This is a genomic window from Luteibacter sp. dw_328, from assembly GCF_018449605.1.
GTDB lineage: Bacteria > Pseudomonadota > Gammaproteobacteria > Xanthomonadales > Rhodanobacteraceae > Luteibacter.
Genome location: NZ_JAAVUW010000001.1, coordinates 1,024,977 through 1,049,873 on the forward strand (window position 1 = coordinate 1,024,977; position 24,897 = coordinate 1,049,873).

Below are 24,897 nucleotides of genomic sequence, written 5' to 3' on the forward strand. Positions count from 1 at the left end.
TCGGCGATCCCGCGGCAGCGGGCAAGGCTGCCGCGGCCGCACCTGCTCACGGCCCCTTGCGGCGGTATGCTGACCTGGCCAGGATCAAGGAAGACCAAAACATGACGCCAAGACACCATCGCACCGTGGTCATAGCCGCCGCTCTGGCATGCTACGGAGCGAGTCTTTTTTTGCCTGCGGTGACCTACATCACCCACGTGCCACCCGACCATCCCGTTGGCCACATGGAGACGGCGCCCGGTTGGTTCTTCGCAGGCTTTGGCTGGATCGGCGTCATCTTTCTTCAATCCGCCGCCATGGGCTGGTTAGCGAACCTCACCTTCTTCGCCACGATTTTCTGCTACGCCGAGGGCCGGCATGTCCGGTCGATGATCCTGAGCGGCATGTCGATCCTCATCGCGGTCTTTTTCTTTCATCTATCCGTGTCCGAACCCATGCCCGTCTTGTTCAGCGGCTTGAACGACGTGATGAATCGGCCAAAGGCACTCATTGGTTTCTACGTCTGGATCGCAGCGTTTGTCACATTCTTCCTGGGATCATGGGTCTCGGTGTCAAAACAGGTGTCGGCCACTGCACTACCGACGACTGAAGGATGAATTGACATCCTGTGGGCGCCGCGACACCTTGTCGCCTCGTAAAGCCAGAAGGACCCCGCCGTGCGCCTGCTGACCGGATTGCTGTTCGCCCTCTGCACCACGCTGTGCCAGGCCGCCACGCTTACCATCGACACGGGCCAGGGAAAGCGCTCGCTCACCACGGAGCAGCTTCTCGGCCGGGCGGACGCACGAGATCTCAGCGTACCGGACGACGTGTCCTATCACCGCACGATGTCGTATCGCGCCATTCCGATGAAAGCGCTGCTGGACGGTGTTGCGTCAGGCGCGCACCTGCAGTTCACGGCCCTCGATGGCTTCACCGCGGAGATTCCCGCCAGCCTGATCCTCGATGCCCACGGCGCGGAAGCCTGGTTGGCCGTGGAGCCACCTGGCAAGTCCTGGCCTTCGCTCGGCGACGGCAAGCCCAGCGCCGGCCCGTTTTATCTGGTCTGGTTGCATCCGGAAGCCGGCCACATCGGCACCGAGCAATGGCCGTATCAGGTCGCTTCGATTCGCGTACTTGGTGACCCGGCCAGCCGCTTCCCGGCCATGCGACCCGCGCCGGGGCTCGCCGCGAACGACCCGGTCACCAAGGGCTTCGCCGTCTTCCAGCGCAACTGCATCACCTGCCACACGCTCAATGGACAGGGCGATGCGAAGCTCGGCCCCGACCTCAACATCCCCCACAGCCCCACGGAATACCTGCGCGACGACATGCTGCGCACCCTCGTGCGCAACCCGCAGGATATGCGCCACTGGCCGCAGGCGAAGATGCCCGGCTTCAACCGGCAGACACTCTCCGACGCCGACCTGGACGACCTCGTCGCTTACCTCAAGCACATGGCCGGCAGAAAAGCACAGCCGTAATTACCCGCGGAAGCCGCTTCAGCGGCGATGCCTTCACTGTGGGAGCCGCTTCAGCGGCGATGGGTGCTCGCCCCAGCCTGGCCCGCTGCCGCGGGATCGCCGATGAATCGGCTCCCACTTAGAGCCCCCCCACGGGTGAACTAACGCTTCAGGCTTTGCAGCTGCCGCGTCCGCTCCTCCGGACCAAGCTTCGCCAGTGCCGACACCTTCGCGAAGAACACCGGCCACGCCCTGCCCGACTGCTCGAACAGCGTCGCGAACGACGAGGTCCACGTGTCGTACAGGCCGAACGGCAGCAATGAAGCATTGTTCAACGGCCGCGCCATCCAGCGGTCGTAACGATGATCGCCCCCCGCCTCGCCGGCACGCCACACAAGATACAGGCCGCGAAAATCCTCGAACTCTTCGGCCTTGGCGACGCGCTTGGCATCGTCCGCCCATGGCTGCGCATAGATCGCCTTGAGCCGGTCGCGCAGCGCGAGCACCTGGCCGGTAAATGCGTGATCCAGCGCGTCACCCTTCTCGTCGGGCGGCGGTAACTGGCGAGCCCGACGCCACTCGCGCACGCCTTCCTGCTCGACGAAATTCGCATACGACTCGTTGAACGACGAGTCGTCTTTCACGTAGATCTTCTGGTGCGCCAGCTCGTGGAAGATCGTCCCGACAAGGTCATCGTCGTCCCAGCGCATCATGCTGCTCAGGATGGGATCGGCGAACCAGCCCAGCGTGGAGTACGCGGGCACCTCACCCAAGGCGACGTCGTGACCGAGGGCCTTTTCGCGCGCCGCTTCGCGATCGGCAAGATCCTTGCGAAAGAAACCCCGATACGCCACACATCCCGCGATCGGAAAGCAATGCGTCACCGCCGATACCGAGAGCTCCGGCGTGGCGAACACGTTCCACGCCACCCACGGCCGATCGAGCTGGACGTAGTAGGTATAGCTGCGGTTATCCGGCAGGTCGAGCTGCTTCGAGGCGAAACGCCGGGCCTCCAGCGCAAGCTCGAGCCGCTGGCGGGTTTTGTCGGGCGTCTTCGGATCGGCCACGACCTTGTCGATGGAGCGGCGTTGCGCGAGCAACGCCGCCTGTCCATGGGTCACGTGCGCGTAGTAGCCGAGCGAACGGCAACCGGCGAGAACGGTGATCAGGGCGAGGAAGGCATAACGCATGCGTGCATTGTGCCTGCATCGCGCCTGGCCTTCCCGACCTCAATCGTTCGAACCGCCCGTCATCGACTCCAGCACACCATCACGCCGGATCAGCCCGTGCATCAGGGCGGCGCCCATATGAGCGAGGAAGGTCAGGAAGAACAGCCATGCCAGATACCGATGCGCTTCGCGGAGCCAGGCATACAGCGCCGGACCGGCGGGCAGGATCGGCGGCAGCTGGAAACCGGACCATAGCGTCACCGGGAAGTTACCCGCCGACAGCATGCCCCAGCCGATCAACGGCATGGCGATCATCAAGCCATAAAGCATCCAGTGCGAACCGTGCGCGGCGAGCCTCTGCCACTCTGGCATGTCCGCCGGGAGTGGCGGCGCCTTGTGCGTGAGGCGGAAGCCGAGACGGATCAAGGCCAGGATAAAGATCGTGATGCCCAGCGGCCGATGGATAGACAGCAGCCATTCGTGCTTCGCCTCGACGCTGGTCACCATGCCGGCGCCGACGAAAAGCATCGTGAGTATCAGGATCGACATCAGCCAGTGCAGCGCACGGGCGAAGGGGTGGAACGTGTCGACGCGGCTCATCGCTGATCCTCCTTCGGATGGGCGGTGCCGGGAAGATGACCTTCCTCACCGGTACGACGCAGATAAGAAACCGCGTACGCCGCCGAACGCGCGACGATGATGGGATCGCCCGAAATCTCGATACCGCGCGGAAGGATGGTCGGATCGTAATTGACGTCGCGGCAAGGGCCGTTCGCCTGCGGCTGGGTGCTGTCGATCACGACGACGCCCGCGTCGATCGTCTGCCGGTCGTCCGGCCAGGCCTTCGTAGCATCGTCGACCGGGTCGCCGGGTGCGGCGAGGATCATCTGCAGGTGCCAGCGCACCGGCCCCTGGGCCAGGCGCCGGGTCAGGTCGGCATCGAGGTAGTCGGTGTCGCTGGCCGCGGGTCCGCCATCACCCGTCGCCGGGGTCTCCGGCACGACCTTCCAGCGGACGGCATGGCGTTGGCCGCTGGCGTCACGCAGGTAGAACGCGTTGATACTCTGGTAAGTCTCATCGACATAACTGGGCGCGGGCTTGGCCGTCTTGATCCAACCAAGGAACGGACCCGTTTCCGGGTGGCTCATGAAGAAGGCTTTGGCCTTGTCCGGGTTCGGCTTGCCGGTGGCCGGATCAGGGCTGGTCGCCACGGTGAGGTCATAGAACGCTTGAGGCGTGGAGACCGGGAATACCGGCATGGCGTTCATGCCGGTCCGCCACTGTTCGCCGTCGGCGAGGTCGAAACGCAGCGCGAAGCTGCGGATCGGGACGCTGCTGTCGGCGGCATAGGGGTTGCCTCCCGGAAGCGCCAGGCGCCCGACCACAGGGGTGCGGCCACCGGCGAACAACGGGGACGATGAGTACTTGGCCAGCGCGCCGCTGGCCTCGAAGTAGCCACCGACGCAGATGCCCTTGGCATGGTTGCGACGAAAGCCGGGATGGTCGCCCCCACTGGCCTGCAGCGCGTTGATGATCCGTTTAGGGGTGAGGCGCGCCGGGGTAAGCCAGCCGCCGACATAGGCGAACGCACCAGCGACAACTACAACAACAAGGCCTATCAGTGCCCAACGCCCGGCCAGGTTGGCCGGTGGGGGTCGCTTCTTGGGTTCTTGCATGGTCCTGCTCCTTACTCGCGGGATCGCGTTTCAAGTGTGGGACGTACGCCCACGACTTTTATTCCCTTCCGGGGGAATAATCTCCCCCGAACGGCGTCTGACAGTCATGGAACGCCCAGGTACGAGGCCCGGCATGTCCGACCCGCGAATCGACGAAGCCCTTCGCCCGATGCTGCCGCGCCTGCGGCGCTTCGCGCTATGGCTCGCCCGCGATCCCCATGCGGCGGACGATCTGGTTCAGTCGACAGTCGAGCGCGCCCTGTCCAAATGGGCGTCGCGCCGTGAAGACGAGAGTCTGCGCGCGTGGCTGTTCGCGATCTTGTATCGCCTGTTCCTCGACGGAAACCGCCGGGCCAGCCGTTACGCCCTGTTGCTGGGCAGCCTGCGCGAGGCGGAGCCGACCTGGCCCTCGGCCGAACGCGTCGCCATCGCGAACTCCACGCTCGCCGCCTTCGCGGCGCTGCCGGTGGAACAGCGCAGCCTGCTGCTCTGGATCACGGTCGAGGGCATGAGCTACCAGGAAGTCGCCGATATCCTCGAGATACCCATCGGCACGGTCATGTCACGCCTCTCCCGCGCCCGCCGCGCCCTACGCCTGCTCGGCGAAGGCGGCGCGGAAACCCCTCCCCTGCGACTGCTGAAATGAACACCACGCCCCCCAGCGAACACGACATCCATGCGTACGTGGACGGCCACCTCGACGGCGCACGGCGCGGCGAAGTGGAGCGCTACCTCAGCCGTCACCCCGAGCGAGCCGACGAGGTTCACGCATGGCGACAGGACGCCCAGCAGCTGCGTACACTGCTGGCCGGCGACCTCGGTACGACACCCGCCCAGGATGCAGCCATGGACCCGGTGGTCATCCGTACGCAGCGTCACGGCCGTCGCATGGCACGGGCCGCCATGGCCGCGGGGCTGGTCCTGTGCCTGGCCCTGGGCGGCATCGGCGGCTGGGTGGCCCGTGGCATGGGTAACGGCAGCTCGGCGCCGATGGCCGACGCCATGCAGGCCTACCAGCTACTCGCCGTCGATCACGGCGTGGGCATGGATATCACCACCGGCAATGAAGGCGACCTGCGGGCCTGGCTGGCCGGGCGCGTCGGTGCCACCGTGCACCTGCCCGACCTTGCCGACGCCGGTTTCCGGCCGATGGGCGGAAGGCTCTTTGCCACCGACCAGGGCCCGGCCGCAATGGTTCTGTACGATGACGGCAACGGACATACGGTGAGCTTCTACGTACGCCCACCCGGTGCCGCCCGGCACCTGCTGCCCCGCGGCGAGCGCGAAGACAACGGCCTGCTGGCCAATTACTGGTCGGATGGCTGGCATAACTACGCCGTGGTGGCGCTGGCCGACGCGGCAGGCCGCGCGGCCGCACAGCGCGTCGTCATCAAGTCAATCTGACGCACGTCCTGCTCTCGTAGGGGCCGATTCATCGGCGAATGGGTGCTGGCGGTAACGTTGCCTGCTGCCGCGGGATCGCCGATGAATCGGCTCCTACAAGGGGTACTGGCTCTTAAGCTCAGCGCTCGTGCAATTCGCCCGAATGCAATTCCAGCGTCCGGTCCATCTTCCCGGCCAGACGCGAGTCATGGGTCACCAGCACGAAGCTCGTGCCGATTTCGCGGTTGAGTTCGACCATCAACTCGTAGACCGCCGCCGCGTTGGCTTCATCCAGGTTGCCGGTCGGCTCGTCGCCAAGCACGCAGGCCGGCCGCGTCACCAGCGCCCGCGCAACGGCGCAGCGCTGCCGCTCACCACCGGACATCTCCGCCGGACGATGACGCAGGCGCGCGCTAAGGCCCACACGATCGAGCAAAGCCGTGGCTTCCTTCTGCGCCTGCGCAATGGCCACACCGCGAATCAACAGCGGCATGCACACGTTTTCCAGCGCCGTGAACTCGGGCAGCAGATGATGGAACTGGTAGATGAAACCCAGTGAGCGATTGCGCTCGCGACCGCGCTCGGCGTCCGACAACTCGGACAGCACGCGGCCGTTCACCTCGACCTTGCCCGCCGTCAGCGTGTCCAGGCCGCCGATGATGTGCAGCAGGGTCGACTTGCCCGAGCCGGACGCACCGACGATGGACATGGTCTCACCGCGGCGCAGGGAGAAATTCACGTTGGAAAGGACGCCCGTACGCAGGTCGCCTTCCTCGTAGACCTTGGCCACGCCGGTGGCGCGCAGGACGATGTCGTCGTTCGGCTTATTCATAACGGAGCGCCTGGGCGGGCTGCGTGCGCGAGGCGCGCCACGCCGGGTACAGGGTGGCCAGCAGGGAGAAGATAAAGGTCACCAGCACCACCCAGCCCACGTCGGACCACAGCAACTGGCTCGGCAGTTCGCTGATGTAATAGACATCTGGCGACAGGAAGGTCTGCCCGGTGACGTGCTCGATCCACTTCACCAGGCCCGGCAGGTTGAACGAGAGCAACGCACCGAGAAACACACCGAAACCGATGCCGACGATACCGACCAGGATGCCCTGGACCATGAACATGCCCATGATGCTGCGGGGCGTGGAACCCAGCGTGCGCAGGATAGCGATGTCGGCTTGCTTGTCGGTCACCAGCATCATCAGCATCGAAATCAGGTTGATCACCGCGACGAGGATGATCAGCGACAGGATGACGAACATCACCGTCTTCTCCATGTCGATCGCGCGGAAGAAATTCGCGTGCGTGTCCATCCAGGTTTCGACGCGATAGGCCTGGCCGAGCTTGTTCACCAGCTCCTGGGCGACGGGCCATGCCTGGCGCATGTCGTCCAGCTTGAGGCGGATACCCGTGGGACCGGCGAGGCCATTGAGCCGTTCGGCGTCCGGCATGGACACGAGCGCGAGATTCGCATCGTATTCCTGCATACCCAGTTCGAAGATGCCGCTGACGGTGAAGCTGCGCAGCTTGGGTACCGCCCCCATGGGCGTGGCCGTGAACTGCGGCACCACGACGGTGAGCTTGTCGCCCACGTTCACGCCGAGCGTGAGGGCGAGCTCACGACCGAGGATGATCTTCCAGCTCCGATCGGTCAGGTCGGACATCTTGCCTTCGACCATGTGCTTGTCGAGGTCGGAGACGTTCGGCTCCATCGACGGCACCACGCCGCGAATCAGTGCGCCACTGGGCCGCTTGGCCTGCAGGAAGGCCTGGGTTTCGACATACGGCGCCGCACCGAGCACATGCTTGGTGCCCTCGGCCGTTTTCACCGCGGTCTGCCAGTTCTGCACGGTGTCGTCGATGCCGGAGACGGTCACGTGCGACACGGCACCGAGGATGCGTGTGCGCAGTTCGCTGTCGAAACCGTTCATCACCGACATCACCGTGATGAGCGCAGTGACGCTGATCGCGATGCAGACGATCGACACGGTGGAAATGAAGGAAATGAACTGGTTGCGACGCTTGGCGCGCGTGTAGCGCAGTCCGATAAAGAGTTCGAGGGGTCTGAACATACCTGTCGATCGCAGCCTGTAGTAAGGGAGCCCGCCACGAAAGGCATGCACCGCGCGGCAGAGTGCCCGATGCCGCCGGTTCCGGCAAGCTGGCCGCCTCATCGCGCCGCGGAAAGACGGGCCCTGAGGACCCGCAGATGGTCCGCATCGGTATTGTCGGGCAGCATGGCCACATGGGCTGCTCCGCCCTTCCACCGAAAATGCAGGAAGACCGAGGTTCCGACCACGCGCGAGGCCACGAGTTCGGCCGGAAAGGCGCGCCCCATGCGGTCCCGTACCGTCCAGAGGCCGTCGAAGGCCCAGTCCAGCGCCCCGATGGGCGGCCTGCGACCATGCGCCGCACGCACGAGCCCCACCGTCGCGACAACGGCGGCGAGCGCCCAGCGGAGGATCCAGGGTAGCGAGGTGAACAAGGGGGCGATCGTGGCGAGGACGACCGCCAGGAGCACGAAACGGCTCAGAAAAGGCGAAGGCCTCAGGTCAAAGCTGATGCCGTGAGCGGATCTCATCGATGATTGCCTGCCAGTCGTCGCGGGGGGCACGGGCATGGCCCATCACCCAATCCCAGAGATCGGGATCCTGCACGTCCAGAAGTTCGTCGAATGCCATCCGTTTCGCTTCATCCGCGTCAGCGTAGCGCTCGTCCAGCCAGCCGCCGAACAGGCGATCGAGCTCGCGCGTACCCCGACGGGTGCGCCAGCGCAGGCGCTTGAGGCGGGCTTCTTCCATCATAGGAGGTCTGGCGCTCTCTGTAGGAGCCGATTCATCGGCGATCGGGTGCTTGCGACATCCCCGCGGCCTGTGGGAGCCGCTTCAGCGGCGATGGGTGCTTGCGGCGAGCACCCATTCGCCGATGAATCGGCTCCTACATAGAGCCATCGCCGCCTACATTCAGGCCGAGCGGCGCTGCACGATCAGCTTCTTGATCTCCGCGATGGCCTTGGCGGGATTGAGACCCTTCGGGCAGGTGCGCGCGCAGTTCATGATCGTGTGGCAACGGTAGAGCTTGAACGGATCTTCGAGATCGTCCAGGCGCGCACCGGTGTCTTCGTCACGGCTGTCGACGATCCAACGGTAAGCCTGCAGGAGGATCGCCGGACCGAGGTAACGGTCGCCGTTCCACCAGTAGCTCGGGCACGACGTGGAGCAGCAGGCGCAGAGGATGCACTCGTAGAGACCGTCGAGCTTCTTGCGGTCTTCCGGCGACTGCAGGCGCTCCTTATCCGCAGGAGCCGGGCTCTGCGTGCGAATCCACGGTTTGATGGACGCGAACTGGGCGTAGAAGTGCGTGAGATCGGGCACCAGATCCTTCACCACCGGCATGTGCGGCAGCGGGTAGATGTTGACCGTACCGCCACTGCACTCGTCGATGGCCCGGGTGCAGGCCAGCGTATTGGTGCCGTCGATGTTCATCGCGCACGAACCGCAAATGCCTTCACGGCACGAGCGGCGCAGCGAGAGCGTCGAGTCGATCTCGTTCTTGATCTTCAGCAGGGCGTCGAGAACCATCGGACCGCACGTATCGAGATCCACCTCGTACGTGTCGGTGCGCGGGTTCTGGCCGTCGTCCGGCGTCCAGCGATAGACCTTGAAGGTGCGCACGTTCTTCGCGCCCTTCGCCGGGAAATGCTTGCCGGCCTGGATCTTGGAATTCTTGGGTAGCGTGAACTCTGCCACGATTGCCTCTCCGGTCCGGTATCAGTAAACGCGCTTTTTCGGCGGTACGACGTCAACGTCGTCCGTCAGGGTGTACATATGCACCGGGCGGAAGTCGAAGCTGGAGTTACCGGCCTCGTCGATCCACACCAGCGTGTGCTTCTGCCAGTCGTGGTCGTCGCGGTCCGGGAAATCCTCGCGTGCATGCGCACCGCGGCTCTCCGGGCGCTGTTCCGCCGAATGCATCGTGGCCACGGCCTGCGCGAGCAGGTTCGACAGCTCCAGCGTTTCGATGAGGTCGGAGTTCCAGACCATCGAACGATCGCTGACCTTGACCTGGCCGAACGAGGAGTACACCTCGGAGATCTTGGCCTTGCCTTCCTTCAGCGTTTCGCCGGTGCGGAACACGGCGGCATCGGACTGCATGGTCATCTGCATTTCAGCGCGGATGTCGGCAGTCGGCTTGGCGCCGTCGGCATGACGCAGGTTGTCGAAGCGCGCGAGGATCTTGTCCAGCGCGTTGGCCGGGAGATCCTTGTGCGGTGTGCCGGTCTTGATCAGCTCGGCGCAGCGATGCGACACGGCGCGGCCGAACACGACCAGATCGAGCAGCGAGTTCGAGCCAAGGCGGTTCGCGCCGTGGACCGACACGCAAGCGGCTTCGCCGATGGCGAACAGGCCCGGCACGATCGAATCCGGATCGTCGTCGCGCTTGGTCACGACTTCGCCGTGATAGTTGGTCGGGATGCCGCCCATGTTGTAGTGGACGGTCGGCAGGACCGGGATCGGCTCCTTGGTCACGTCCACGCCGGCGAAGATGCGTGCCGACTCGGCGATACCCGGGAGCCGCTCGTTGATGACCTCGGGACCGAGGTGCATCAGGTTGAGGTGGATGTGGTCCTTCTTCGGGCCCACACCGCGACCTTCGCGGATCTCGATGGTCATCGCGCGGCTCACGACGTCGCGCGAGGCGAGGTCCTTCGCGTTCGGCGCGTAGCGCTCCATGAAGCGCTCACCTTCGGAGTTGGTCAGGTAACCGCCTTCGCCGCGCACGCCCTCGGTGATCAGGCAGCCCGCGCCGTAGATACCGGTCGGATGGAACTGCACGAACTCCATGTCCTGCAGCGGCAGGCCGGCGCGCAGCACCATGCCGCCGCCGTCGCCCGTGCAGGTATGCGCCGAGGTGGCGCTGAAGTAGGCACGGCCGTAGCCACCCGTTGCCATGACCACGGCGTGGCCGCGGAACAGATGCAGGGTGCCTTCGTTCATGTCGAGGGCGAGCACGCCCACGCACTTGCCGTCCTCGAACACGAGGTCGATGGCGAAGTACTCGATGAAGAACGTGGCGTCGTGCGCGAGGGCCTGCTGGTAAAGCGTATGCAGGATGGCGTGGCCGGTACGGTCGGCCGCGGCGCAGGTGCGCTGCGCGGTGCCCTGGCCGTAGTGCGTGGTCATGCCGCCGAACGGGCGCTGGTAGATCTTGCCTTCCTCGGTACGCGAGAACGGCACGCCGTAGTGTTCCAGCTCGATGATGGCCGGAATGGCCTCACGGCACATGTACTCGATCGCGTCCTGGTCGCCGAGCCAGTCGGAGCCCTTGATCGTGTCGTAGAAGTGATAACGCCAGTCGTCCTCGCCCATGTTGCCGAGCGCGGCGGAGATGCCGCCCTGCGCCGCCACGGTGTGCGAACGGGTCGGGAAGACCTTGGTGATGCAGGCGGCCTTGAGGCCCTTTTCGGCCAGGCCGAACGTGGCTCGCAGGCCCGCGCCGCCGGCGCCGACCACGATCACGTCGTACTTGTGTTGTTGAACCTTATAGGATTCCATCGATCAGCTTCCGAGCGCGATGCGCAGCACGGCCAGCACGCCCGTAAGCGCGGCGAGTACGGCGATGAACTTGATGAGTACCAGCGAGGTCATTTCGAGCCAGCGGGTATGGACGTAGTCTTCGATCACCACCTGCAGGCCGAGCACGGCGTGCTTGAACATGGTGATGATGAGAGCGATGAGCAGCACCGCGTTCCAGGGCTTCGCAATGGTCGCGCGGGCCGTGGCGTAGTCGGCGTGCATCAGGCCGAGCACGGTGATGACGAACCAGAGGGTCAGGAAGACCAGGGCGAGCGCAGTGATGCGCTGGGTCATCCAGTGGCCGACGCCTTCCTTCGCCGAGCCCAGGCCGCGTGCGCGGGCAAGCGGGTTGCGCAGATCCTTGCTCATGCGTGGCTCCCGGTCAGCACATAGGCCCAGACGGCCACCGTCAGCACGATGGAGACGATGATCGCCATCCAGCTGGTGCGGACAAAGGTCTCGATCGCGTAGCCCTTGCCGGTGTCCTGGACCAGGTGACGGATGCCGTTGCACAGGTGATAGAAGAAGGCCAGGGTCCAGCCGATCATGACGATCGTGCCGAAGGCACTGGTCGCGCAGGCGGTAAAGGTCGCGAAGGCGTCCTGACCGGCGGCGAGGGCGGCAAGGCCCCATACGATGAGCAGGCTACCGACGGCGAGGATGATGCCGGTGGCGCGATGCAGGATGGAAGAAGCCATCTGCACTTGCCACTTGTAGACCTGGAGATGCGGTGAGAGCGGTCGTCCCGTTTGTGCCATGGCGGCTATCCTGGATTGGAATCGCTGATGCCCGACGATCTCTCCCCGCCTTCCGATCCTCAGAAGTCGATGCAGCGTCCGTTCTTTTCCCAGTCGCCGTAACGCGTTGGGTCCAATGGCGCTTTCTCGACCCCTGGCGTGCCGTTCGTGGGGACGATCGGCGTGACGAGCGGTTTCGCCGGGGCGGAATCGTTCGCGTCTTTGGGTTCGGAGGGATTGTCGGACATGGTTATAAAGCCCTAAAAGCGTAATACCTGTGCCACCTCAGCACAACCTTCACGATTATCAAGAGGGTTGGTTTGGCCTTGGCCCGGCCGTATATCTTACGCTTCCGCCCTGCCTTGCGCCTCCCCATGCCGAGCCGTACCACTCGCAGCATCACCCTGACCGGCCCCGACGCGGCCTCCTTCGCCAATGCCCAGTTCAGCAGCGACGTCCTCGCCCTGCCCCGCGGCCGGTGGCAATGGAGTGGCTGGCTCGACCCCAAGGGCCGGGTGCGCGCGCTGCTACAGATCGCCCGACCCGACGACGAGCGCTTCGTCGTGATTCCGCGCGGAGGCGACGGCGAAGCGATCGCGAACGACCTTCGTCGTTTCGTCTTTCGGTCGAAGGTGAAGATCGTCGTGTCGGATGTACTGCACACCAGTGATGGCGACGCACTCGACGACACGCATGTTTGCGAAGACGAAAGCGGTGCGATCCGTTTCGGCGAAGGACATGCGTCGTTGCGGTTCGGCGATGCGAAAGTCGACAACGCGAAAGTTGAAAGCAGTAACGACGCGTGGATCGCGCGGCACATTACGAATGGCTATGCATGGCTTCCGGATGGAGCGATCGACGCCTTGCTTCCACCCGCTCTGTCGATGGAACGCCTGGGTGCTGTTTCATTCAATAAAGGTTGCTTTCCCGGCCAGGAAATCGCAGCGCGCCTGCATTACCTTGGCGGCCACAAGAAACACCTGCATACCGTCACGAGCGACGGCACGCTCGCCGAAGGACATTCGCTACGCGTTGACGGCAACACTGTCGGTATCGTGTTGATGTGTCATGCATCAGCACCAAAGCCTATATCGCTTGTCGTATTGGATGACGCGGCCGTACAGGCAGACACTCTTGAAATCGAAGGCATGCGTCTGCACATCGTGTCGACGTTCGACGCATGAGCATTCGCAAGCACATTCGTAAAATAAAGTTCAACAGCGTGTGTGAGCAAAAGCTGAACCGTACCGCACACGCACTTGCCAAATTTGCATTGCGCTACTAGGCTCCGCCGATCCATTTGAGTGGCCGTGATGTTGCATCACGGTTACACCCGCGACGATCCGTCGACGATGACGGTTCTGGCGCGACCCGGCAAAAGCCGGAGCACGAAACGCGCGCACCATCTGATTGCGCGTAGTAAGCCGACAGAGCCGCCGCCCATTGCGCGATGCCGCTCCCTTTCGGCAAACCCCCATTACCGGACGGCTCCGGACAGCCGTCTTGTACAGTCACAGTGTGTGACGCCCGACTCATCCGCGTAACTGATTCTCAGCGGGTGCCTTCGGTTGGTCCAGGTAGTAACGGCCTGCCCGCCCGTCTACCGCTCATACGTCCCCCATGGCCTTTCCATAGAAAGCCGCAAGTGACGGAAAAGCTCGTTGGAGGCAGATACACATGAAACTTTCCGCTTTGCTATGGATGGCGTCCGTCCTTCCAAGCCACCTCGCTGACCAGACGTGCCTGGCGACGACGGTATATCTCGAAGCACGCAGCGAACCCACCATCGGCCAGTATGCCGTGGCGGAAGTCGCCCTACGGCGCCGCGATCGCGGCATGGGCGGCGACAAGGTGTGTGCAGTCGTCTCGGCTCCACGCCAGTTCGCGATTACCACGACACCAAAGGATTTTGAAATAACCGATCTCGTTTCATGGACCAAGGCGTGGAAAATCGCTGGCGACTCCCTCAACAACTGGAGCCTGCCCAAGAGCGAACGCCTCGTTTATGTTCCGCAAGCAGATCATTTCGCGACCGTTGCGGTCGCACCGAGCTGGTCAGCCAGCCGCGTCGTTCGCAAGATCGGCGACCACGCGTTCTACGCCGTCAACTGACGTACGCGAAAGAACACGCGGGGGAGAAGGAATCCAGGCGGGCAGCTTGGGATTCCCGGGAAAAGGGGCCCTCGGACGAGGGCTTTTTTTTGCCTTTTATAAAGCGGGCATCGGCGTCACGCCCCGCGCATCATGACACCCACTACTTCGTCGCACGCCATGCTTGTGTAGGAGCCGATTCATCGGCGATGGGTGCTCGAGACCAACTCACGTTCTCTGAAAACAAGAAAGGCCCGCCTGGTAGCGGGCCTTTCTTGTTTTAGCCGTCTGGACGTCTGTAGAGGTTGACGTATTCCGGCATCGCCGCTGAAGCGGCTCCTACAGGAATCGCGCGACATCTACATCCAACGCGCGTTACCTGCGGTAGACGTGGTCACCCTGGATGACGACGTAATCGCCACGACGAAGCTGTGGATCTTCCCGCTGCGTTACCGTCGCCACTCGCCCGTCATCCAGACGAATACGTACGCGGAACACGGCCTCATCCGCACCGTTGCGCTTGCCGACGGCATTGCCGACGAAGCCACCTGCCACGGCACCACCAACGGTAGCGGCCGTGCGACCGTCACCGTGGCCAACCGTGTTACCCAGCAAGCCGCCGGCCACCGCGCCAATCACGGCACCCAAGGGCGACGAATCGCGCTGGGTGTAGACCTGCTCCACGTCGCTGACGGTGCCGCACTGATCGCAGCCCCGCGGGGGACCGGAATACACCACGCGATCCTCGTGGTAAACGCGTCGCGGCGGCTCATAGCAAGCCGTCAGCGACAGAGTGGCAACAGCGGCGGCAACGAGGCCGGACTTACGGACGAAGCTGTGCATGGGTGGCGTCCTGGTGAATGGGTTGATCAACGCGCGTCGGAAATGACGGAAACGCCTTCCTGGACCTGGACGCGGTCGCCCGGATCGTGATCCATACGCACCGAACGCGTCACGCCGTTGTACTCATAGCGCACGTCATAGGCGACGACCTTGTCGCCCGCCGTGCCAGCCACCGTCTCGCACTTGCGGATGGTGCTGGTGGTCGTGTTGTTTTCCTGGTGGTTTTCCTGGATCTCGTGGCCGGCGTAACCGCCGCCCACGGCACCTGCGACCGTAGCAAGGGTGCGACCCTTACCGTGGCCGATCTGGTTACCCAGGAGGCCGCCTGCGACGGCGCCGATGGCGGTACCGGCGACCTGATGCTGATCCCGCACCGGGACGTGGCGCGTCACGACCTCATCGTGGCACTGGCGCTGTGCGGCCGTGGCCGTCTCGCGGACCGGATCCACGCTCACCACGCGACCGTAGCGCGGGCCATTGTCCGCCGGCGGCGGCGCGGCGGCGGCGTTGAGCGCCGAGGTGCCGGGCGACTGGGCATTGGCCACATCGGCGTTTGCATCGCGGTTGCAGGCGGAAAGGCTCAACACAAGGGCCGCGCCCAAACCAGCGTTCAGGACGGAAATCTTCAACCTGCTCATAACCCTACTCTCCTAACAAAGGTCGGCGACTCGATGGCGCATGTGCCCCATCACCCGGAAGTCGCCTCGATGACATTTGACAGTCGTTAAACTGAACGACGCCTTAGACTCACACCCACAACCCCACCGGCCGCTGACTGACATGCTCGATCTGGTAGATACCCATGCCCATCTGGACGATGCCTCGTTCGACGGAGACCGTGGGGCGATGTTCGATCGGGCCAGCAGGGCCGGCGTGCGGCGCTGGATCGTACCGGCGATCGACCGGGGAAACTGGGAAGCCATCGAGGTTTTGTGTGCGGCGCGTGAAGGCGCCTTCCCCGCCTATGGTCTGCACCCGCTGCGGATCGACGCCCATCGCGACGAGCACCTTGCCGAGCTGCCGGGCTGGCTCGACGGCCACGGCGCCATCGCCGTGGGCGAGATCGGGCTGGATTTCTACGTCGAGGGTCTCGACCCGGTGCGCCAGCGCGAGGTTTTCGTCCGGCAGTTGCACATCGCCCGCGAACACGACCTGCCCGTGATCGTGCATGCCCGTCGCGCCTTCGAGGAAACCATCCACACCTTACGCCGCGTCGGCGGACTCCGCGGCGTGGTCCACAGCTTCTCCGGCAGCGAAGAACAGGCCCGGCAACTCTTCGACCTGGGCTTCCATCTCGGCATTGGAGGCCCCGTCACCTACGAGGGCGCGAATCGCATCCGTCGCGTGGTCGCCGGCATGCCACTGGAGTGGCTTCTGCTGGAAACCGACGCCCCGGACCAGCCCTGCGCCCATCGTCGGGGCATACGCAACGAACCGGCCTTCATGACGGATGTCCTCGAGACGATTGCCTCGTTGCGTGACGTGTCGGCCGACGATATCGCTGCTGCGACGACGGCGAACGCGATGAAGCTGTTCAAACTCCCATAACCCAGCAGTAGAGCCGAAAAACCGTGTAGGAGCCGATGCATCGGCGATCCCGCGGCAGCGGGCCAGGTTGTCGCGAGCACCCGTTCGCCGATGCATCGGCTCCTACAGTGGTGCTGCGCCCTTCTGCACGGCACATTGCGCATCGGCCGACATACTTGCTAGCCTAATAGTTCACCAGCGAACTATTTGCCAGCGAAATGTCAAGCCTCAAACCTTGCGTGGATGCCCTCTATGAGGGTGTGGACCGCGTCGCACAAAGCATCCCCGGCGTGCCGAAGTCGGAAGTCCTCCTCGTCCGGCTGCTCATGCTCACGGCGGGAGCCCTGTTGCGCGAGTTCGAAAACAAGCTCAAGCCGTATGGCATGAACGACAGCGACTTCCGCACGCTGATGATGCTTTACAGCAGCGAAGACGGCAGTGCGACACCGGGCGAACTCTGCGCGCTGGCCGAGCAGAAGCCGACCAACATGACCCGGATCGCCAACGCGCTCGCCAAGAAGGCCCTGATCTCGCGGTCGCATGCCACCCATGACCGTCGTCAGGTGCTGCTCCGGATCACCCCGGCCGGCCGTCGTTTCGTCAACAAGATGCTCCCACCGATGTTCCCTCCTCTCATGGAGAACTTCGCCTGTTTCAGTTCCACCGAGCGCAAGACCTTCGAGAAACTCCTGAAGAAGCTCGCCTTGCATATCGACCCGACGGTCGACACGGACGACACGCCATGACACCTGCCCTGCTCCGTCCCGCGCTGCTCGCTGCGGCGGTAACCACCTTGCTCGCCGCCTGCCACATCCCCGCGAAGATCGACCGGCCCGCCCTGCGCGATGACGTGCCGCTTGCCGGACTCGTCACGGACCAGCGCCCGGGCTGGCCGGCCGCCGAATGGTGGCGCGCCTATGGCGACCCGCAACTCGACACCCTGATGGACATGGCCTTGCGCGGCGCTCCCGATCTCGCCCAGGCGAAGACGCGCGTTGACTCGGCGCAGCAGAACATCCGCGTCGCCGCGGCGCAGGCCGGTCTTCGCGTCGACGGCAGCGCGCAGGTAGCCCGTCAGCGGATGAGCGAGCATGGGTTGATCCCCGCCCAGTTCCTTGGTTTCACCTGGTACAACCAGGCCGACATCGGCGTACAGGTCAGCTACGACTTCGACTGGTGGGGTAAGAAGCGCTTCACGCTCGAATCCGCGATCGATAGCGCACGCGCCGCGGAAGCGGAGCGTTCAGCCTCCTCGCTCGCCATCCAGGCCGTGGTCGCCGACACCTACTTTGGCTGGCTTGCCGATATGTCGCGCGTGGCCATTGCCGACCGCCTTGTCGCCGTGCGCGAGCGTGCGCTGCGAATCGCCGAGTTGCGCGTGAAGCAGGGCGTGGACGTTCCTGACACCGCTCAGCAGGCTCGCGCCGAACTGGCCGGCGCTCGCCAGCAACGTGTCGCCTTGCAGGGATCCGCGGATATCCGCCGCGCCTCGCTGGCTACGCTCGTCGGTGTCACCCCCGCGCAGTTGCCTCCTCTCGCCCCACGCCCCCTGCCGGATGTCGGCGGCGGCCTCCCGGCGAACGTCGGCACCGACCTGATGGCACGCCGTCCCGATATCGCGGCCAGCCGCTGGCAGGTCGAAGCAGCCCTGCGACAGACGGATGCGGCACGCGCCCAGTTCTTCCCGGATGTGAGCCTGAGCGGTATGGCCGGCCTGTCCAGCATCGACATGGACAAGATCTTCTCACCCAGCAGCCGTGTGTTTTCGTTGACGCCGGCGCTGCACCTGCCGATCTTCGAAGGCGGCGCCCTCGAGGCCAACCACGGCGTCAGCCAGGCACAACTCGGTGCCGCAGTGGCCCAGTACAACGCGACCGTGGCCTCCGCCGCACGTGACGTCGCCACGCAGGCCCTGGGCGCGCAACAGCTTGCCGCGCGTCGCACGCAACAGAACGAACAGATCGACTCGGTCAAGACATTGCTCGCCAGCGCGAAAGCCCGTGCGGCCCGCGGCATCCGCGACGATCGCGAGTCCCTGGAAACCGAAGCCTCGCTCGCCCAACAGCTGGACGCCGACGCCGACCTGCAGGGACAGGCCCTGTCCACCGATGTCGCGCTGATCAAATCACTCGGCGGCGGCTATCGCGCAGAAAGCACCGATTCCCCCTCCACGCACAGCACGAACGGAACCCAGACCCCATGAGCGCCACCACGACCGACACGTCGCGCACGCAGGAAGAAAGCGGCAACGCGCCGAAGGACAAGCGCAAGCGGAATCGCGCGCTGCTCATCGCCGCGCTCCTGTTCGGCTTCGCCGCCCTTGCGTGGTTCCTGCTCTGGCTGTTCGTGTTTTCCAAGCGCGAAACCACCGACGACGCTTATGTCGGCGGCAACCAGGTCGGTATCTCGGCCCAGGTGCCGGGCATCGTCGTGGGTGTCTTCGCCGATGACACCCAGCGCGTGAATGCTGGCCAGGTACTGGTGAAGCTCGATCCGACGGACGGCGATGTCGCCCTGCGCAAAGCGAGCAGCGCCCTGGCCCAGGCCGTGCGCCAGGTGCGCCAGCAGACGCAGTCCGCCGCCAGTGCCGATGCCGCGCTCGGCACGCGTCGCCAGGACCTGAAGCGCGCGCAGGACGATCTCAGGCGGCGCATCCCCCTGCTTGCCGAGAAGGCCGTGGCGCCAGAAGAAGTGCAGCATGCACGCGATGCGGTGGACACCGCGCAGTCCGCGCTCGAATCCGCGCAGCGCCAGGCCGATGCCTCTCGCGCCCTGGTCGACGGCAGCGATGTCGAGACGAATCCCGCCGTGGAACAGGCACGTGCCGGCTTCCGCCAGGCCTGGATCGCGGCGCAACGCAATGCCATCGTCGCACCCATCGATGGCTACGTGGCGCTGCGCAGCGTGCAGGTCGGCAACAGCGTGCAGCCCGGCCAGCAGCTGATGACCGTGGTACCCCTCCACGACCTCTGGGTCGATGCCAACTTCAAGGAAAGCCAGCTGCGCCACGTGCGCATCGGCCAGCCCGCGAAGATCGAAGCCGACATCTACGGTGGCGGCACCGAATACCACGGCAAGGTGATCGGCCTGGGTGCCGGCACGGGCAGCGCGTTCTCGCTGCTTCCCGCGCAGAACGCGACCGGCAACTGGATCAAGGTCGTGCAGCGCATCCCGGTGCGCATCGCACTGGACCCGAAGGATCTCGACAAGCATCCGCTGCGTATCGGCCTGTCCACGGATGTCACGGTCGACATCACCGACGACAAGGGCGACGTGCTCGCGCAGTCGCCTTCGACGACACCTGTCGCGCAGACCAGCGTCTATGACGATGTCGCCGCCAAGGCCGATGCTGCCGCCGACGCCATCGTGCGCAAGAACCTGGGAGCGAGCGTGCCTTGAGCGACGCCGCCGCCATCCCCGCCGCCGCGCCCGCGAGCGGCCCCAAGCCGATCCAGGGCGCGACCCTGGCCGTGCTGACGATCGCCGTCGCGTTCTCCACCTTCATGGAGATCCTCGACACGACGATCGTCAACGTGGCCGTGCCCCATATCGCCGGCAGCCTCGGCGTGAGCTCGAGCGAGGGCACCTGGGCAATCAGCTCCTACTCCCTCGCCAGCGCGATCATGCAGCCGCTGACGGGATGGTTGGCCAAGCGCTTTGGCGAAGTGAAGACCTTCGTCTTCTCGGTCATGCTTTTCGTGCTGTTCTCGATGCTCTGCGGCCTCGCGTCCAGCATGCCGATGCTGGTGCTCTTCCGCCTGCTGCAGGGCGCGGGCTCCGGCCCGATGGTGGCGCTGTCACTCTCCCTGCTGCTGTCCAGTTATCCGAAGACCAAACAGGGCATGGCCCTGGCCATGTGGGCGATGACGGTCGTGGTGGCGCCCATCTTCGGCCCCATCCTCGGTGGGTACCTCACGGACAACTTCTCGTGGCCGTGGATCTTCTACATCAACGTGCCCGTGGGCGCCCTCGCCGGCGTGATCACCTGGACGATCCTGCGCGACCGCGAGACGAAGATCATGCGAGCACCGATCGACACGGTGGGGCTGGCTTTGCTCGTGATCGGCGTCGGCTCGCTGCAGTTCATGCTCGACAATGGCAACGACCACGACTGGTTCGCCTCGCCGCTCATCGTCACGCTGGGGCTGATCGCACTCGTCGCACTGGTCTTCCTGGTGATCTGGGAGCTCACCGCGAAGCATCCGGTGGTGGACCTGTCGCTGTTCGGCCGGCGTAACTTCGCGGTGGGCGTGACTGCCCTGTCGCTAGGCATGCTCGCCTTCTTCGGCATCAACGTGGTGTTCCCGCTGTGGTTGCAGACCACGCTGGGCTATACCTCCACCTGGGCCGGCCTCGCCACGGCGCCGGTGGGCATCCTCGCCTTCATCGTCTCGCCCTTCATCGGCAAGAACATCCAGCGGCTGGAGTTGCGCGCGGTGGTGACGTTCGCCTTCATGGTGTTCGCCTTCACCTCGTTCTGGTTCGCCGGCTTCAACAGCGGGGCCTCGTTCGCCGCGCTGGTGCTACCCCGCTTCATCATGGGCATCGCCATCGCGTGCTTCTTCATCCCGCTGAACCAGATCTTCCTGTCCGGCCTCAACCCGGACCAGATTGCCGGCGCCTCGGGCCTGTCGAATTTCTTCCGCACGTTGGCGTCCAGCGTGTCCACCGCGCTGACCGTGACCCTCTGGACCCACCGGGGCGAGTCTCACCACGCCTCGCTCACCCAGTACGTTACCCAGGCCTCGCCGGCCACGGCGGCCTATACGAACCAGTTGGCCACGCTGGGCATCCAGGGCAAGCCGTCGCTGGCGGTGATCGACCAGATCCTCAATCGGGAAGCCCTGACCCTGGCCGTCAACGACGTGTTCTTCGGCTGCGCCATCCTGTTCCTGGCGCTGATTCCGATTCTTTGGCTTGCCAAACCGCCCTTTGGAAATGCCGGCGGTGCCGCGGCGCATTAAATTGCCGTTACCTGAATCGATTGAAAAACGGAATGTGAAATCCGAAAACGATTACGCCCCCTTTCGACAACTGGTGCGGCGCAATACCTCGTGGTAGCTTTCGCCGCATGGCACAAACCCTACGCATCATTAAGAAGTACCCGAACCGGCGTCTCTACGACACGGAGATCTCGAGCTATATCACGCTGGAGGAAGTCCGCCAGCTGGTACTCGATGGGGAGAACTTCGAAGTCCGCGACGCCAAGTCGGGCGAGGATCTGACGCGCTCCGTCCTCCTGCAGATCATCGCGGAGCACGAAGAGCACGGCCAGCCGATGCTCTCCCCGCAGCTGCTGTCGCACATCATCCGCTTCTACGGCGACTCGCTGCAGGGCTTCATGGGGCCGTATCTGGAGCGCAGCCTGCAGGTTTTCCTCGACCAGCAGCAGCAGTTCCGCACCCAGCTGAACAGCCTGATGGGCCAGACGCCCTGGTCGATGCTCAACGAAATGACCGAGCGCAACCTCGACGTATGGAAGTCGATGCAGCGTGGCTTCCTCGATGCGGCCACGGCAAAGCCGGCTGAACCTGTCACGCGGACCACCCGCCCGACGGGCAAAAAAGCCAGCTAATCCTGACGCTGCGCCGCGGGCTTGCTCCCAGCGGCGCTGCGGCGCACGATGCGCTGCCCTGCAATATCGCGCCCCCGAATCAGGCCGCCCATGCCCCGTAACGACATCGCCGTGGTCGGCGCCGGATTGGTCGGCGCCCTCGTTGCCACTTTGCTTACCCAACGCGGCTTTCGCGTCACGGTGTTCGAAAAGCGCTCGGATCCACGCCGCGCCGGATTCCAGGGTGGCCGATCGATCAACCTGGCCCTGGCCGAACGCGGCTTGCACGCCCTTCGTGCCACCGGCCTGGCCGACAAGGTGCTGGAGCAGGCCGTGATGATGCGCGGCCGCATGGTCCATGACCCGGCCGGCCACAGCGGCCTGCAGCGCTACGGCGTGGACGACTCCGAGGTGATCTGGTCGGTCTCCCGGGGTGGTCTCAACACCCTGATGCTCGACGCCGCCGAAGCGGCCGGTGCCACAGTCCATTTCGACCAGGGCCTGGCCTCGGCCGACCTCGACGCAGGCACGCTGACCCTGGCCGACACCCACGGCAACCTGCGCACCGTCGAGGCACCCGTGGTGATCGGCGCTGACGGAGCGGGTTCCGCACTGCGCGCGGCCATGCACCTGCACTCGCCGCTCGGCGAGCGCATCGAGGAACTCGGTCACGGCTACAAGGAACTGGAAATTCCGCCACGGGCGGACGCCTCCGGTCCCTTCGCGATCGAGCGCAACGCCCTGCATATCTGGCCGCGCGGGCATTACATGTGCATCGCCCTGCCGAATCGCGAAGGCAGCTTCACCGTCACACTGTTCCTGCCGAACGAAGGCGAGCACCCAAGCTTCCGAACCATCGCGGGCGCCGGCGCCGCCGAGACCTTCTTCCGCACCGACTTCCCCGACGCGCTGGCCCTCATGCCGGAGTTCGCCACCGACTGGGCGGCCCATCCGGTCGGCACCCTCGCCACCCTCTATCTCGACCGCTGGCATATCGGCGGCCGTGCACTACTCATCGGTGACGCAGCGCATGCCATGGTGCCGTTCCACGGCCAGGGCATGAATTGCGGCTTCGAAGATGCGGCGGACCTCGCCGACCTGTTTGCCGCGCAGCCGGACAATGCCGCCGCCGTGTTCGCTGCGTTCGAGCAGCGTCGCAAACCGAATGCGGATGCGATCGCACGCATGGCGCTGGAGAATTACGTGGAGATGCGCGACTCCGTCGCGGATCCGCATTACCTGCGCAAGCGCGAACTGGGCAGCCTCCTTGCCGAGCGCTCGCCCACGCATTACCTGCCGCGGTATCGCATGGTGACGTTTACCCACCTGCCGTATCGCTATGCGCTGGAGCGCGGGCAGGCACAGGATGTGCTGGTGGAGCAGCTTCTGAAGGGGCATGAGTCGGTGGCTGATGTCGATCTCGATGCGGCGGTGCGAACCCTGGAAGCCACCTTGCCGCCATTGCCGAAGCAGGCGTTCGAGCGGGGCTGAGTCGCGAGCACCCGTCGCCGATGAATCGGCTCCTACAAAGAGCACAGAGCGAAACCGAATGACCTCTCCGCCCGACCATACCGCCCTGCTGGAAGCACGTGCCTTGTGCTTCCTGCGCCAGGACGAGCCGGTGTTCGGGCCGATCGACTTCGCGCTGCGTGGCGGTGAGATCGCCTTGGTCGAAGGCGATAACGGCAGCGGCAAGACGACGCTGATGCGCGTGCTCACGGGCATGCTGCGTCCGGGCGAAGGCGAAGTCCTCCTCGACGGCGCACCCTTCTCTCTCGATACCGTGGCCGGTGCCGTGGTTTTCCTGGGCCATCACCTGGGCCTGAAATTCGACATGACGCCACGCGAAAACCTGCGTCTCGCGGCCGGCCTGTACGGTGTGCGCAGCGGCACCGATGAGAACGCCGTGCTGCGCGAGGTCGGTCTGGCCGGTTACGAAGACGAACCGGTGCGCCAGCTTTCCGCCGGACAGAAGAAACGTGCCGCCCTGGCCCGTCTCCTTCTGCTGCCGGCCCGCGTGTGGTTGCTGGACGAGCCCTACGCCAATCTGGACCGCGACGGCATTGCCCTCGTCAATCGCTTGCTCGACCAGCATGCCGCGCGCGGTGGCGCCGCACTGGTGACCAGCCATGGTGCGGTCAGCTTCGCCGGCGGCGAGCCGCGTCGCATCCGGTTGCACGCGTGACGCCGGGCAGCACACCCGCGGCCTGTGCCGCCCTGTTGCGACGTGACCTCACGCTAGCGTGGCGGCGTCGCGGCGATATCGCCATGCCGGTGCTCTACGCGGTCATCGTGACCACGCTTTTCCCTTTTGCCATCGGCCCTGAGCCGGCACTGCTGGCACGCATCGCCGGGGGCGTGGTCTTCGTCATCGTGCTGCTGGCCATCCTGCTCTCGCTGGACCACCTGTTCCGCGGCGACATCGAGGATGGCTCGATGGAGCTGTTGATGCTGGCGCCCCAGCCGTTGGCCCTGCTGGTGGCCATGAAGATCCTAGCGCACTGGATTACCTCATCCCTGCCCCTGATCGTCGTCGCGCCTGTACTGGCCAGCATGCTGAAGCTTCCGCCGGAAGCCATGCCGGTGCTGGTCATCGCGCTGCTCCTGTCCACGCCGTTGCTCTGCCTGCTGGGCGCAGTACTGGTCGCCCTGACGGCCGGGTCCAGACGCTCTGGTATGCTTCTGGCGCTCATGTTGTTGCCGTTGTGCGTGCCGGTCGTGATCTTCGCCGCCGGGGCCCTGGCAGCCGCGCAGGAAGGCTTGCCCTGGGTTGCGCCGATCGCCTGGCTGGGCGCAGGCCTCGCCATGGCGCTCGTTCTTGCGCCGCTGGCTTGCGCCGCCGCACTTCGCATCGCCATGGATACATGAACGCACGCAACCGTGAGGGTCAAATCGCGGACTCACG

At 64.9% G+C, this 24,897-nt stretch carries 29 protein-coding genes; 15 read left to right on the forward strand and 14 right to left on the reverse strand.

The window, feature by feature from the left end:
• The first annotated feature begins 101 nt into the window (after window positions 1-101).
• Both HB634_RS04295 and HB634_RS04300 read left to right on the forward strand, forming a co-directional pair.
• On the forward strand, window positions 102-596 hold the full coding sequence (locus tag HB634_RS04295; RefSeq protein WP_213947676.1) for a hypothetical protein: 495 nt from the start codon (window positions 102-104) through the stop codon (window positions 594-596).
• A 60-nt stretch (window positions 597-656) separates the two neighbouring features.
• Window positions 657-1,463 carry a c-type cytochrome gene (locus HB634_RS04300; RefSeq protein ID WP_213947677.1) on the forward strand — a complete coding sequence of 269 codons (807 nt, stop codon included), beginning with the start codon at window positions 657-659 and terminating at the stop codon, window positions 1,461-1,463.
• A gap of 140 nt (window positions 1,464-1,603) precedes the next feature.
• Here HB634_RS04300 and HB634_RS04305 read toward each other — a convergent pair whose 3' ends face one another.
• Genes HB634_RS04305 through HB634_RS04315 form a run of 3 tightly spaced genes read right to left on the reverse strand, consistent with a single transcriptional unit; the run spans window position 1,604 to window position 4,287 of the window.
• Entirely contained in the window at window positions 1,604-2,632 is a 1,029-nt protein-coding gene (locus HB634_RS04305) for an aminopeptidase (protein WP_213947678.1), read from the reverse strand.
• A 39-nt stretch (window positions 2,633-2,671) separates the two neighbouring features.
• A complete protein-coding gene (locus HB634_RS04310; RefSeq protein WP_213947679.1) occupies window positions 2,672-3,211 on the reverse strand; it encodes a cytochrome b in 540 nt (179 codons plus the stop codon).
• The gene (locus HB634_RS04315; RefSeq protein WP_213947680.1) at window positions 3,208-4,287 is read right to left on the reverse strand and encodes a catalase family peroxidase; all 1,080 of its coding nucleotides are present in this window, start codon (window positions 4,285-4,287) and stop codon (window positions 3,208-3,210) included. Before HB634_RS04315 ends, HB634_RS04310 begins: the two co-directional genes overlap by 4 nt.
• A 133-nt stretch (window positions 4,288-4,420) precedes the next feature.
• Between HB634_RS04315 and HB634_RS04320 the strand changes: the two genes are divergently transcribed.
• On the forward strand, window positions 4,421-4,933 hold the full coding sequence (locus HB634_RS04320) for a sigma-70 family RNA polymerase sigma factor (RefSeq protein WP_213947681.1): 513 nt from the start codon (window positions 4,421-4,423) through the stop codon (window positions 4,931-4,933).
• Window positions 4,930-5,691 (forward strand): anti-sigma factor, encoded by a 762-nt coding sequence (locus HB634_RS04325; protein ID WP_213947682.1) that lies wholly within the window; start codon window positions 4,930-4,932, stop codon window positions 5,689-5,691. Before HB634_RS04320 ends, HB634_RS04325 begins: the two co-directional genes overlap by 4 nt.
• Before the next feature lie 118 nt (window positions 5,692-5,809).
• Here HB634_RS04325 and lolD read toward each other — a convergent pair whose 3' ends face one another.
• The 9 genes from lolD to HB634_RS04370 form a co-directional block, all read right to left on the reverse strand.
• On the reverse strand, window positions 5,810-6,502 hold the full coding sequence (gene lolD / locus HB634_RS04330; protein ID WP_213947683.1) for a lipoprotein-releasing ABC transporter ATP-binding protein LolD: 693 nt from the start codon (window positions 6,500-6,502) through the stop codon (window positions 5,810-5,812).
• The gene (locus tag HB634_RS04335) at window positions 6,495-7,736 is read right to left on the reverse strand and encodes a lipoprotein-releasing ABC transporter permease subunit (protein WP_213947684.1); all 1,242 of its coding nucleotides are present in this window, start codon (window positions 7,734-7,736) and stop codon (window positions 6,495-6,497) included. Before HB634_RS04335 ends, lolD begins: the two co-directional genes overlap by 8 nt.
• A 98-nt stretch (window positions 7,737-7,834) precedes the next feature.
• Entirely contained in the window at window positions 7,835-8,245 is a 411-nt protein-coding gene (locus HB634_RS04340) for a hypothetical protein (RefSeq protein WP_213947685.1), read from the reverse strand.
• Window positions 8,217-8,465 carry a succinate dehydrogenase assembly factor 2 gene (locus tag HB634_RS04345; protein WP_213947739.1) on the reverse strand — a complete coding sequence of 83 codons (249 nt, stop codon included), beginning with the start codon at window positions 8,463-8,465 and terminating at the stop codon, window positions 8,217-8,219. Before HB634_RS04345 ends, HB634_RS04340 begins: the two co-directional genes overlap by 29 nt.
• A 162-nt stretch (window positions 8,466-8,627) precedes the next feature.
• On the reverse strand, window positions 8,628-9,413 hold the full coding sequence (locus HB634_RS04350; protein WP_063572472.1) for a succinate dehydrogenase iron-sulfur subunit: 786 nt from the start codon (window positions 9,411-9,413) through the stop codon (window positions 8,628-8,630).
• 21 nt (window positions 9,414-9,434) lie between these two features.
• On the reverse strand, window positions 9,435-11,219 hold the full coding sequence (gene sdhA / locus HB634_RS04355) for a succinate dehydrogenase flavoprotein subunit (protein ID WP_063572473.1): 1,785 nt from the start codon (window positions 11,217-11,219) through the stop codon (window positions 9,435-9,437).
• A gap of 3 nt (window positions 11,220-11,222) precedes the next feature.
• A complete protein-coding gene (gene sdhD, locus HB634_RS04360) occupies window positions 11,223-11,609 on the reverse strand; it encodes a succinate dehydrogenase, hydrophobic membrane anchor protein (RefSeq protein ID WP_063572474.1) in 387 nt (128 codons plus the stop codon).
• Window positions 11,606-11,998, reverse strand: coding sequence for a succinate dehydrogenase, cytochrome b556 subunit (sdhC, locus tag HB634_RS04365; protein ID WP_063572475.1), 393 nt, complete (start codon window positions 11,996-11,998; stop codon window positions 11,606-11,608). Before sdhC ends, sdhD begins: the two co-directional genes overlap by 4 nt.
• A gap of 59 nt (window positions 11,999-12,057) precedes the next feature.
• Window positions 12,058-12,225: a DUF1674 domain-containing protein gene (locus HB634_RS04370; protein ID WP_082879133.1), complete on the reverse strand. Its 168-nt coding sequence runs from the start codon at window positions 12,223-12,225 to the stop codon at window positions 12,058-12,060.
• 126 nt (window positions 12,226-12,351) lie between these two features.
• On the opposite strand from HB634_RS04370, the gene HB634_RS04375 reads away from it, so the two are divergent.
• Window positions 12,352-13,161: a folate-binding protein YgfZ gene (locus tag HB634_RS04375; protein ID WP_063572476.1), complete on the forward strand. Its 810-nt coding sequence runs from the start codon at window positions 12,352-12,354 to the stop codon at window positions 13,159-13,161.
• Window positions 13,162-13,654: 493 nt separating this feature from the next.
• Window positions 13,655-14,089, forward strand: coding sequence for a cell wall hydrolase (locus HB634_RS04380; RefSeq protein WP_213947686.1), 435 nt, complete (start codon window positions 13,655-13,657; stop codon window positions 14,087-14,089).
• 354 nt (window positions 14,090-14,443) lie between these two features.
• On the opposite strand, the gene HB634_RS23015 is transcribed toward HB634_RS04380, so the two are convergent.
• On the reverse strand, window positions 14,444-14,911 hold the full coding sequence (locus HB634_RS23015; protein ID WP_063572478.1) for a glycine zipper 2TM domain-containing protein: 468 nt from the start codon (window positions 14,909-14,911) through the stop codon (window positions 14,444-14,446).
• A gap of 26 nt (window positions 14,912-14,937) precedes the next feature.
• Complete coding sequence (locus tag HB634_RS04390) at window positions 14,938-15,549, reverse strand: glycine zipper 2TM domain-containing protein (protein WP_213947687.1); 612 nt, start codon at window positions 15,547-15,549, stop codon at window positions 14,938-14,940.
• Between the two features lie 142 nt (window positions 15,550-15,691).
• Here HB634_RS04390 and HB634_RS04395 point away from each other — a divergent pair, with 142 nt between their 5' ends.
• The 9 genes from HB634_RS04395 (at window position 15,692) to ccmB (ending at window position 24,860) form a co-directional block, all read left to right on the forward strand.
• Entirely contained in the window at window positions 15,692-16,459 is a 768-nt protein-coding gene (locus HB634_RS04395; protein ID WP_213947688.1) for a TatD family hydrolase, read from the forward strand.
• Window positions 16,460-16,677: 218 nt separating this feature from the next.
• The gene (locus HB634_RS04400; RefSeq protein ID WP_345777457.1) at window positions 16,678-17,184 is read left to right on the forward strand and encodes a MarR family transcriptional regulator; all 507 of its coding nucleotides are present in this window, start codon (window positions 16,678-16,680) and stop codon (window positions 17,182-17,184) included.
• Window positions 17,181-18,641 carry an efflux transporter outer membrane subunit gene (locus tag HB634_RS04405; RefSeq protein WP_213947689.1) on the forward strand — a complete coding sequence of 487 codons (1,461 nt, stop codon included), beginning with the start codon at window positions 17,181-17,183 and terminating at the stop codon, window positions 18,639-18,641. Before HB634_RS04400 ends, HB634_RS04405 begins: the two co-directional genes overlap by 4 nt.
• Window positions 18,638-19,837 (forward strand): HlyD family efflux transporter periplasmic adaptor subunit, encoded by a 1,200-nt coding sequence (locus HB634_RS04410; protein WP_213947690.1) that lies wholly within the window; start codon window positions 18,638-18,640, stop codon window positions 19,835-19,837. Before HB634_RS04405 ends, HB634_RS04410 begins: the two co-directional genes overlap by 4 nt.
• Window positions 19,834-21,402 (forward strand): DHA2 family efflux MFS transporter permease subunit, encoded by a 1,569-nt coding sequence (locus HB634_RS04415; RefSeq protein WP_213947691.1) that lies wholly within the window; start codon window positions 19,834-19,836, stop codon window positions 21,400-21,402. Before HB634_RS04410 ends, HB634_RS04415 begins: the two co-directional genes overlap by 4 nt.
• A gap of 107 nt (window positions 21,403-21,509) precedes the next feature.
• Window positions 21,510-22,013: a polyhydroxyalkanoate synthesis repressor PhaR gene (phaR, locus tag HB634_RS04420; RefSeq protein ID WP_046966621.1), complete on the forward strand. Its 504-nt coding sequence runs from the start codon at window positions 21,510-21,512 to the stop codon at window positions 22,011-22,013.
• 90 nt (window positions 22,014-22,103) lie between these two features.
• Window positions 22,104-23,483, forward strand: a complete 1,380-nt coding sequence (locus HB634_RS04425; protein WP_213947692.1) for an NAD(P)/FAD-dependent oxidoreductase — start codon at window positions 22,104-22,106, stop codon at window positions 23,481-23,483.
• Window positions 23,484-23,541: 58 nt separating this feature from the next.
• Window positions 23,542-24,177, forward strand: a complete 636-nt coding sequence (gene ccmA, locus HB634_RS04430) for a cytochrome c biogenesis heme-transporting ATPase CcmA (protein ID WP_063573938.1) — start codon at window positions 23,542-23,544, stop codon at window positions 24,175-24,177.
• Window positions 24,174-24,860, forward strand: coding sequence for a heme exporter protein CcmB (ccmB, locus tag HB634_RS04435; RefSeq protein ID WP_345777458.1), 687 nt, complete (start codon window positions 24,174-24,176; stop codon window positions 24,858-24,860). The genes ccmA and ccmB overlap by 4 nt, the downstream gene beginning before the upstream one ends.
• Window positions 24,861-24,897 lie beyond the last annotated feature (37 nt).

Excerpts from the sequence above, each read along its gene's own strand:
- HB634_RS04305 (WP_213947678.1), bottom strand. The coding sequence starts at position 2,632 with ATGCGTTATGCCTTCCTCGCCCTGATCACCGTTCTCGCCGGTTGCCGT.
- sdhA (WP_063572473.1), bottom strand. The coding sequence starts at position 11,219 with ATGGAATCCTATAAGGTTCAACAACACAAGTACGACGTGATCGTGGTC.
- HB634_RS04310 (WP_213947679.1), bottom strand. The coding sequence starts at position 3,211 with ATGAGCCGCGTCGACACGTTCCACCCCTTCGCCCGTGCGCTGCACTGG.
- HB634_RS04335 (WP_213947684.1), bottom strand. The coding sequence starts at position 7,736 with ATGTTCAGACCCCTCGAACTCTTTATCGGACTGCGCTACACGCGCGCC.
- HB634_RS04345 (WP_213947739.1), bottom strand. The coding sequence starts at position 8,465 with ATGGAAGAAGCCCGCCTCAAGCGCCTGCGCTGGCGCACCCGTCGGGGT.
- HB634_RS04340 (WP_213947685.1), bottom strand. The coding sequence starts at position 8,245 with ATGAGATCCGCTCACGGCATCAGCTTTGACCTGAGGCCTTCGCCTTTT.
- HB634_RS04395 (WP_213947688.1), top strand. The coding sequence starts at position 15,692 with ATGCTCGATCTGGTAGATACCCATGCCCATCTGGACGATGCCTCGTTC.
- HB634_RS04315 (WP_213947680.1), bottom strand. The coding sequence starts at position 4,287 with ATGCAAGAACCCAAGAAGCGACCCCCACCGGCCAACCTGGCCGGGCGT.
- phaR (WP_046966621.1), top strand. The coding sequence starts at position 21,510 with ATGGCACAAACCCTACGCATCATTAAGAAGTACCCGAACCGGCGTCTC.
- HB634_RS04325 (WP_213947682.1), top strand. The coding sequence starts at position 4,930 with ATGAACACCACGCCCCCCAGCGAACACGACATCCATGCGTACGTGGAC.
- sdhD (WP_063572474.1), bottom strand. The coding sequence starts at position 11,609 with ATGAGCAAGGATCTGCGCAACCCGCTTGCCCGCGCACGCGGCCTGGGC.
- ccmA (WP_063573938.1), top strand. The coding sequence starts at position 23,542 with ATGACCTCTCCGCCCGACCATACCGCCCTGCTGGAAGCACGTGCCTTG.
- sdhC (WP_063572475.1), bottom strand. The coding sequence starts at position 11,998 with ATGGCACAAACGGGACGACCGCTCTCACCGCATCTCCAGGTCTACAAG.
- HB634_RS04380 (WP_213947686.1), top strand. The coding sequence starts at position 13,655 with ATGAAACTTTCCGCTTTGCTATGGATGGCGTCCGTCCTTCCAAGCCAC.
- HB634_RS23015 (WP_063572478.1), bottom strand. The coding sequence starts at position 14,911 with ATGCACAGCTTCGTCCGTAAGTCCGGCCTCGTTGCCGCCGCTGTTGCC.
- HB634_RS04295 (WP_213947676.1), top strand. The coding sequence starts at position 102 with ATGACGCCAAGACACCATCGCACCGTGGTCATAGCCGCCGCTCTGGCA.
- HB634_RS04410 (WP_213947690.1), top strand. The coding sequence starts at position 18,638 with ATGAGCGCCACCACGACCGACACGTCGCGCACGCAGGAAGAAAGCGGC.
- HB634_RS04390 (WP_213947687.1), bottom strand. The coding sequence starts at position 15,549 with ATGAGCAGGTTGAAGATTTCCGTCCTGAACGCTGGTTTGGGCGCGGCC.
- HB634_RS04370 (WP_082879133.1), bottom strand. The coding sequence starts at position 12,225 with ATGTCCGACAATCCCTCCGAACCCAAAGACGCGAACGATTCCGCCCCG.
- HB634_RS04405 (WP_213947689.1), top strand. The coding sequence starts at position 17,181 with ATGACACCTGCCCTGCTCCGTCCCGCGCTGCTCGCTGCGGCGGTAACC.
- lolD (WP_213947683.1), bottom strand. The coding sequence starts at position 6,502 with ATGAATAAGCCGAACGACGACATCGTCCTGCGCGCCACCGGCGTGGCC.
- HB634_RS04425 (WP_213947692.1), top strand. The coding sequence starts at position 22,104 with ATGCCCCGTAACGACATCGCCGTGGTCGGCGCCGGATTGGTCGGCGCC.
- HB634_RS04320 (WP_213947681.1), top strand. The coding sequence starts at position 4,421 with ATGTCCGACCCGCGAATCGACGAAGCCCTTCGCCCGATGCTGCCGCGC.
- HB634_RS04375 (WP_063572476.1), top strand. The coding sequence starts at position 12,352 with ATGCCGAGCCGTACCACTCGCAGCATCACCCTGACCGGCCCCGACGCG.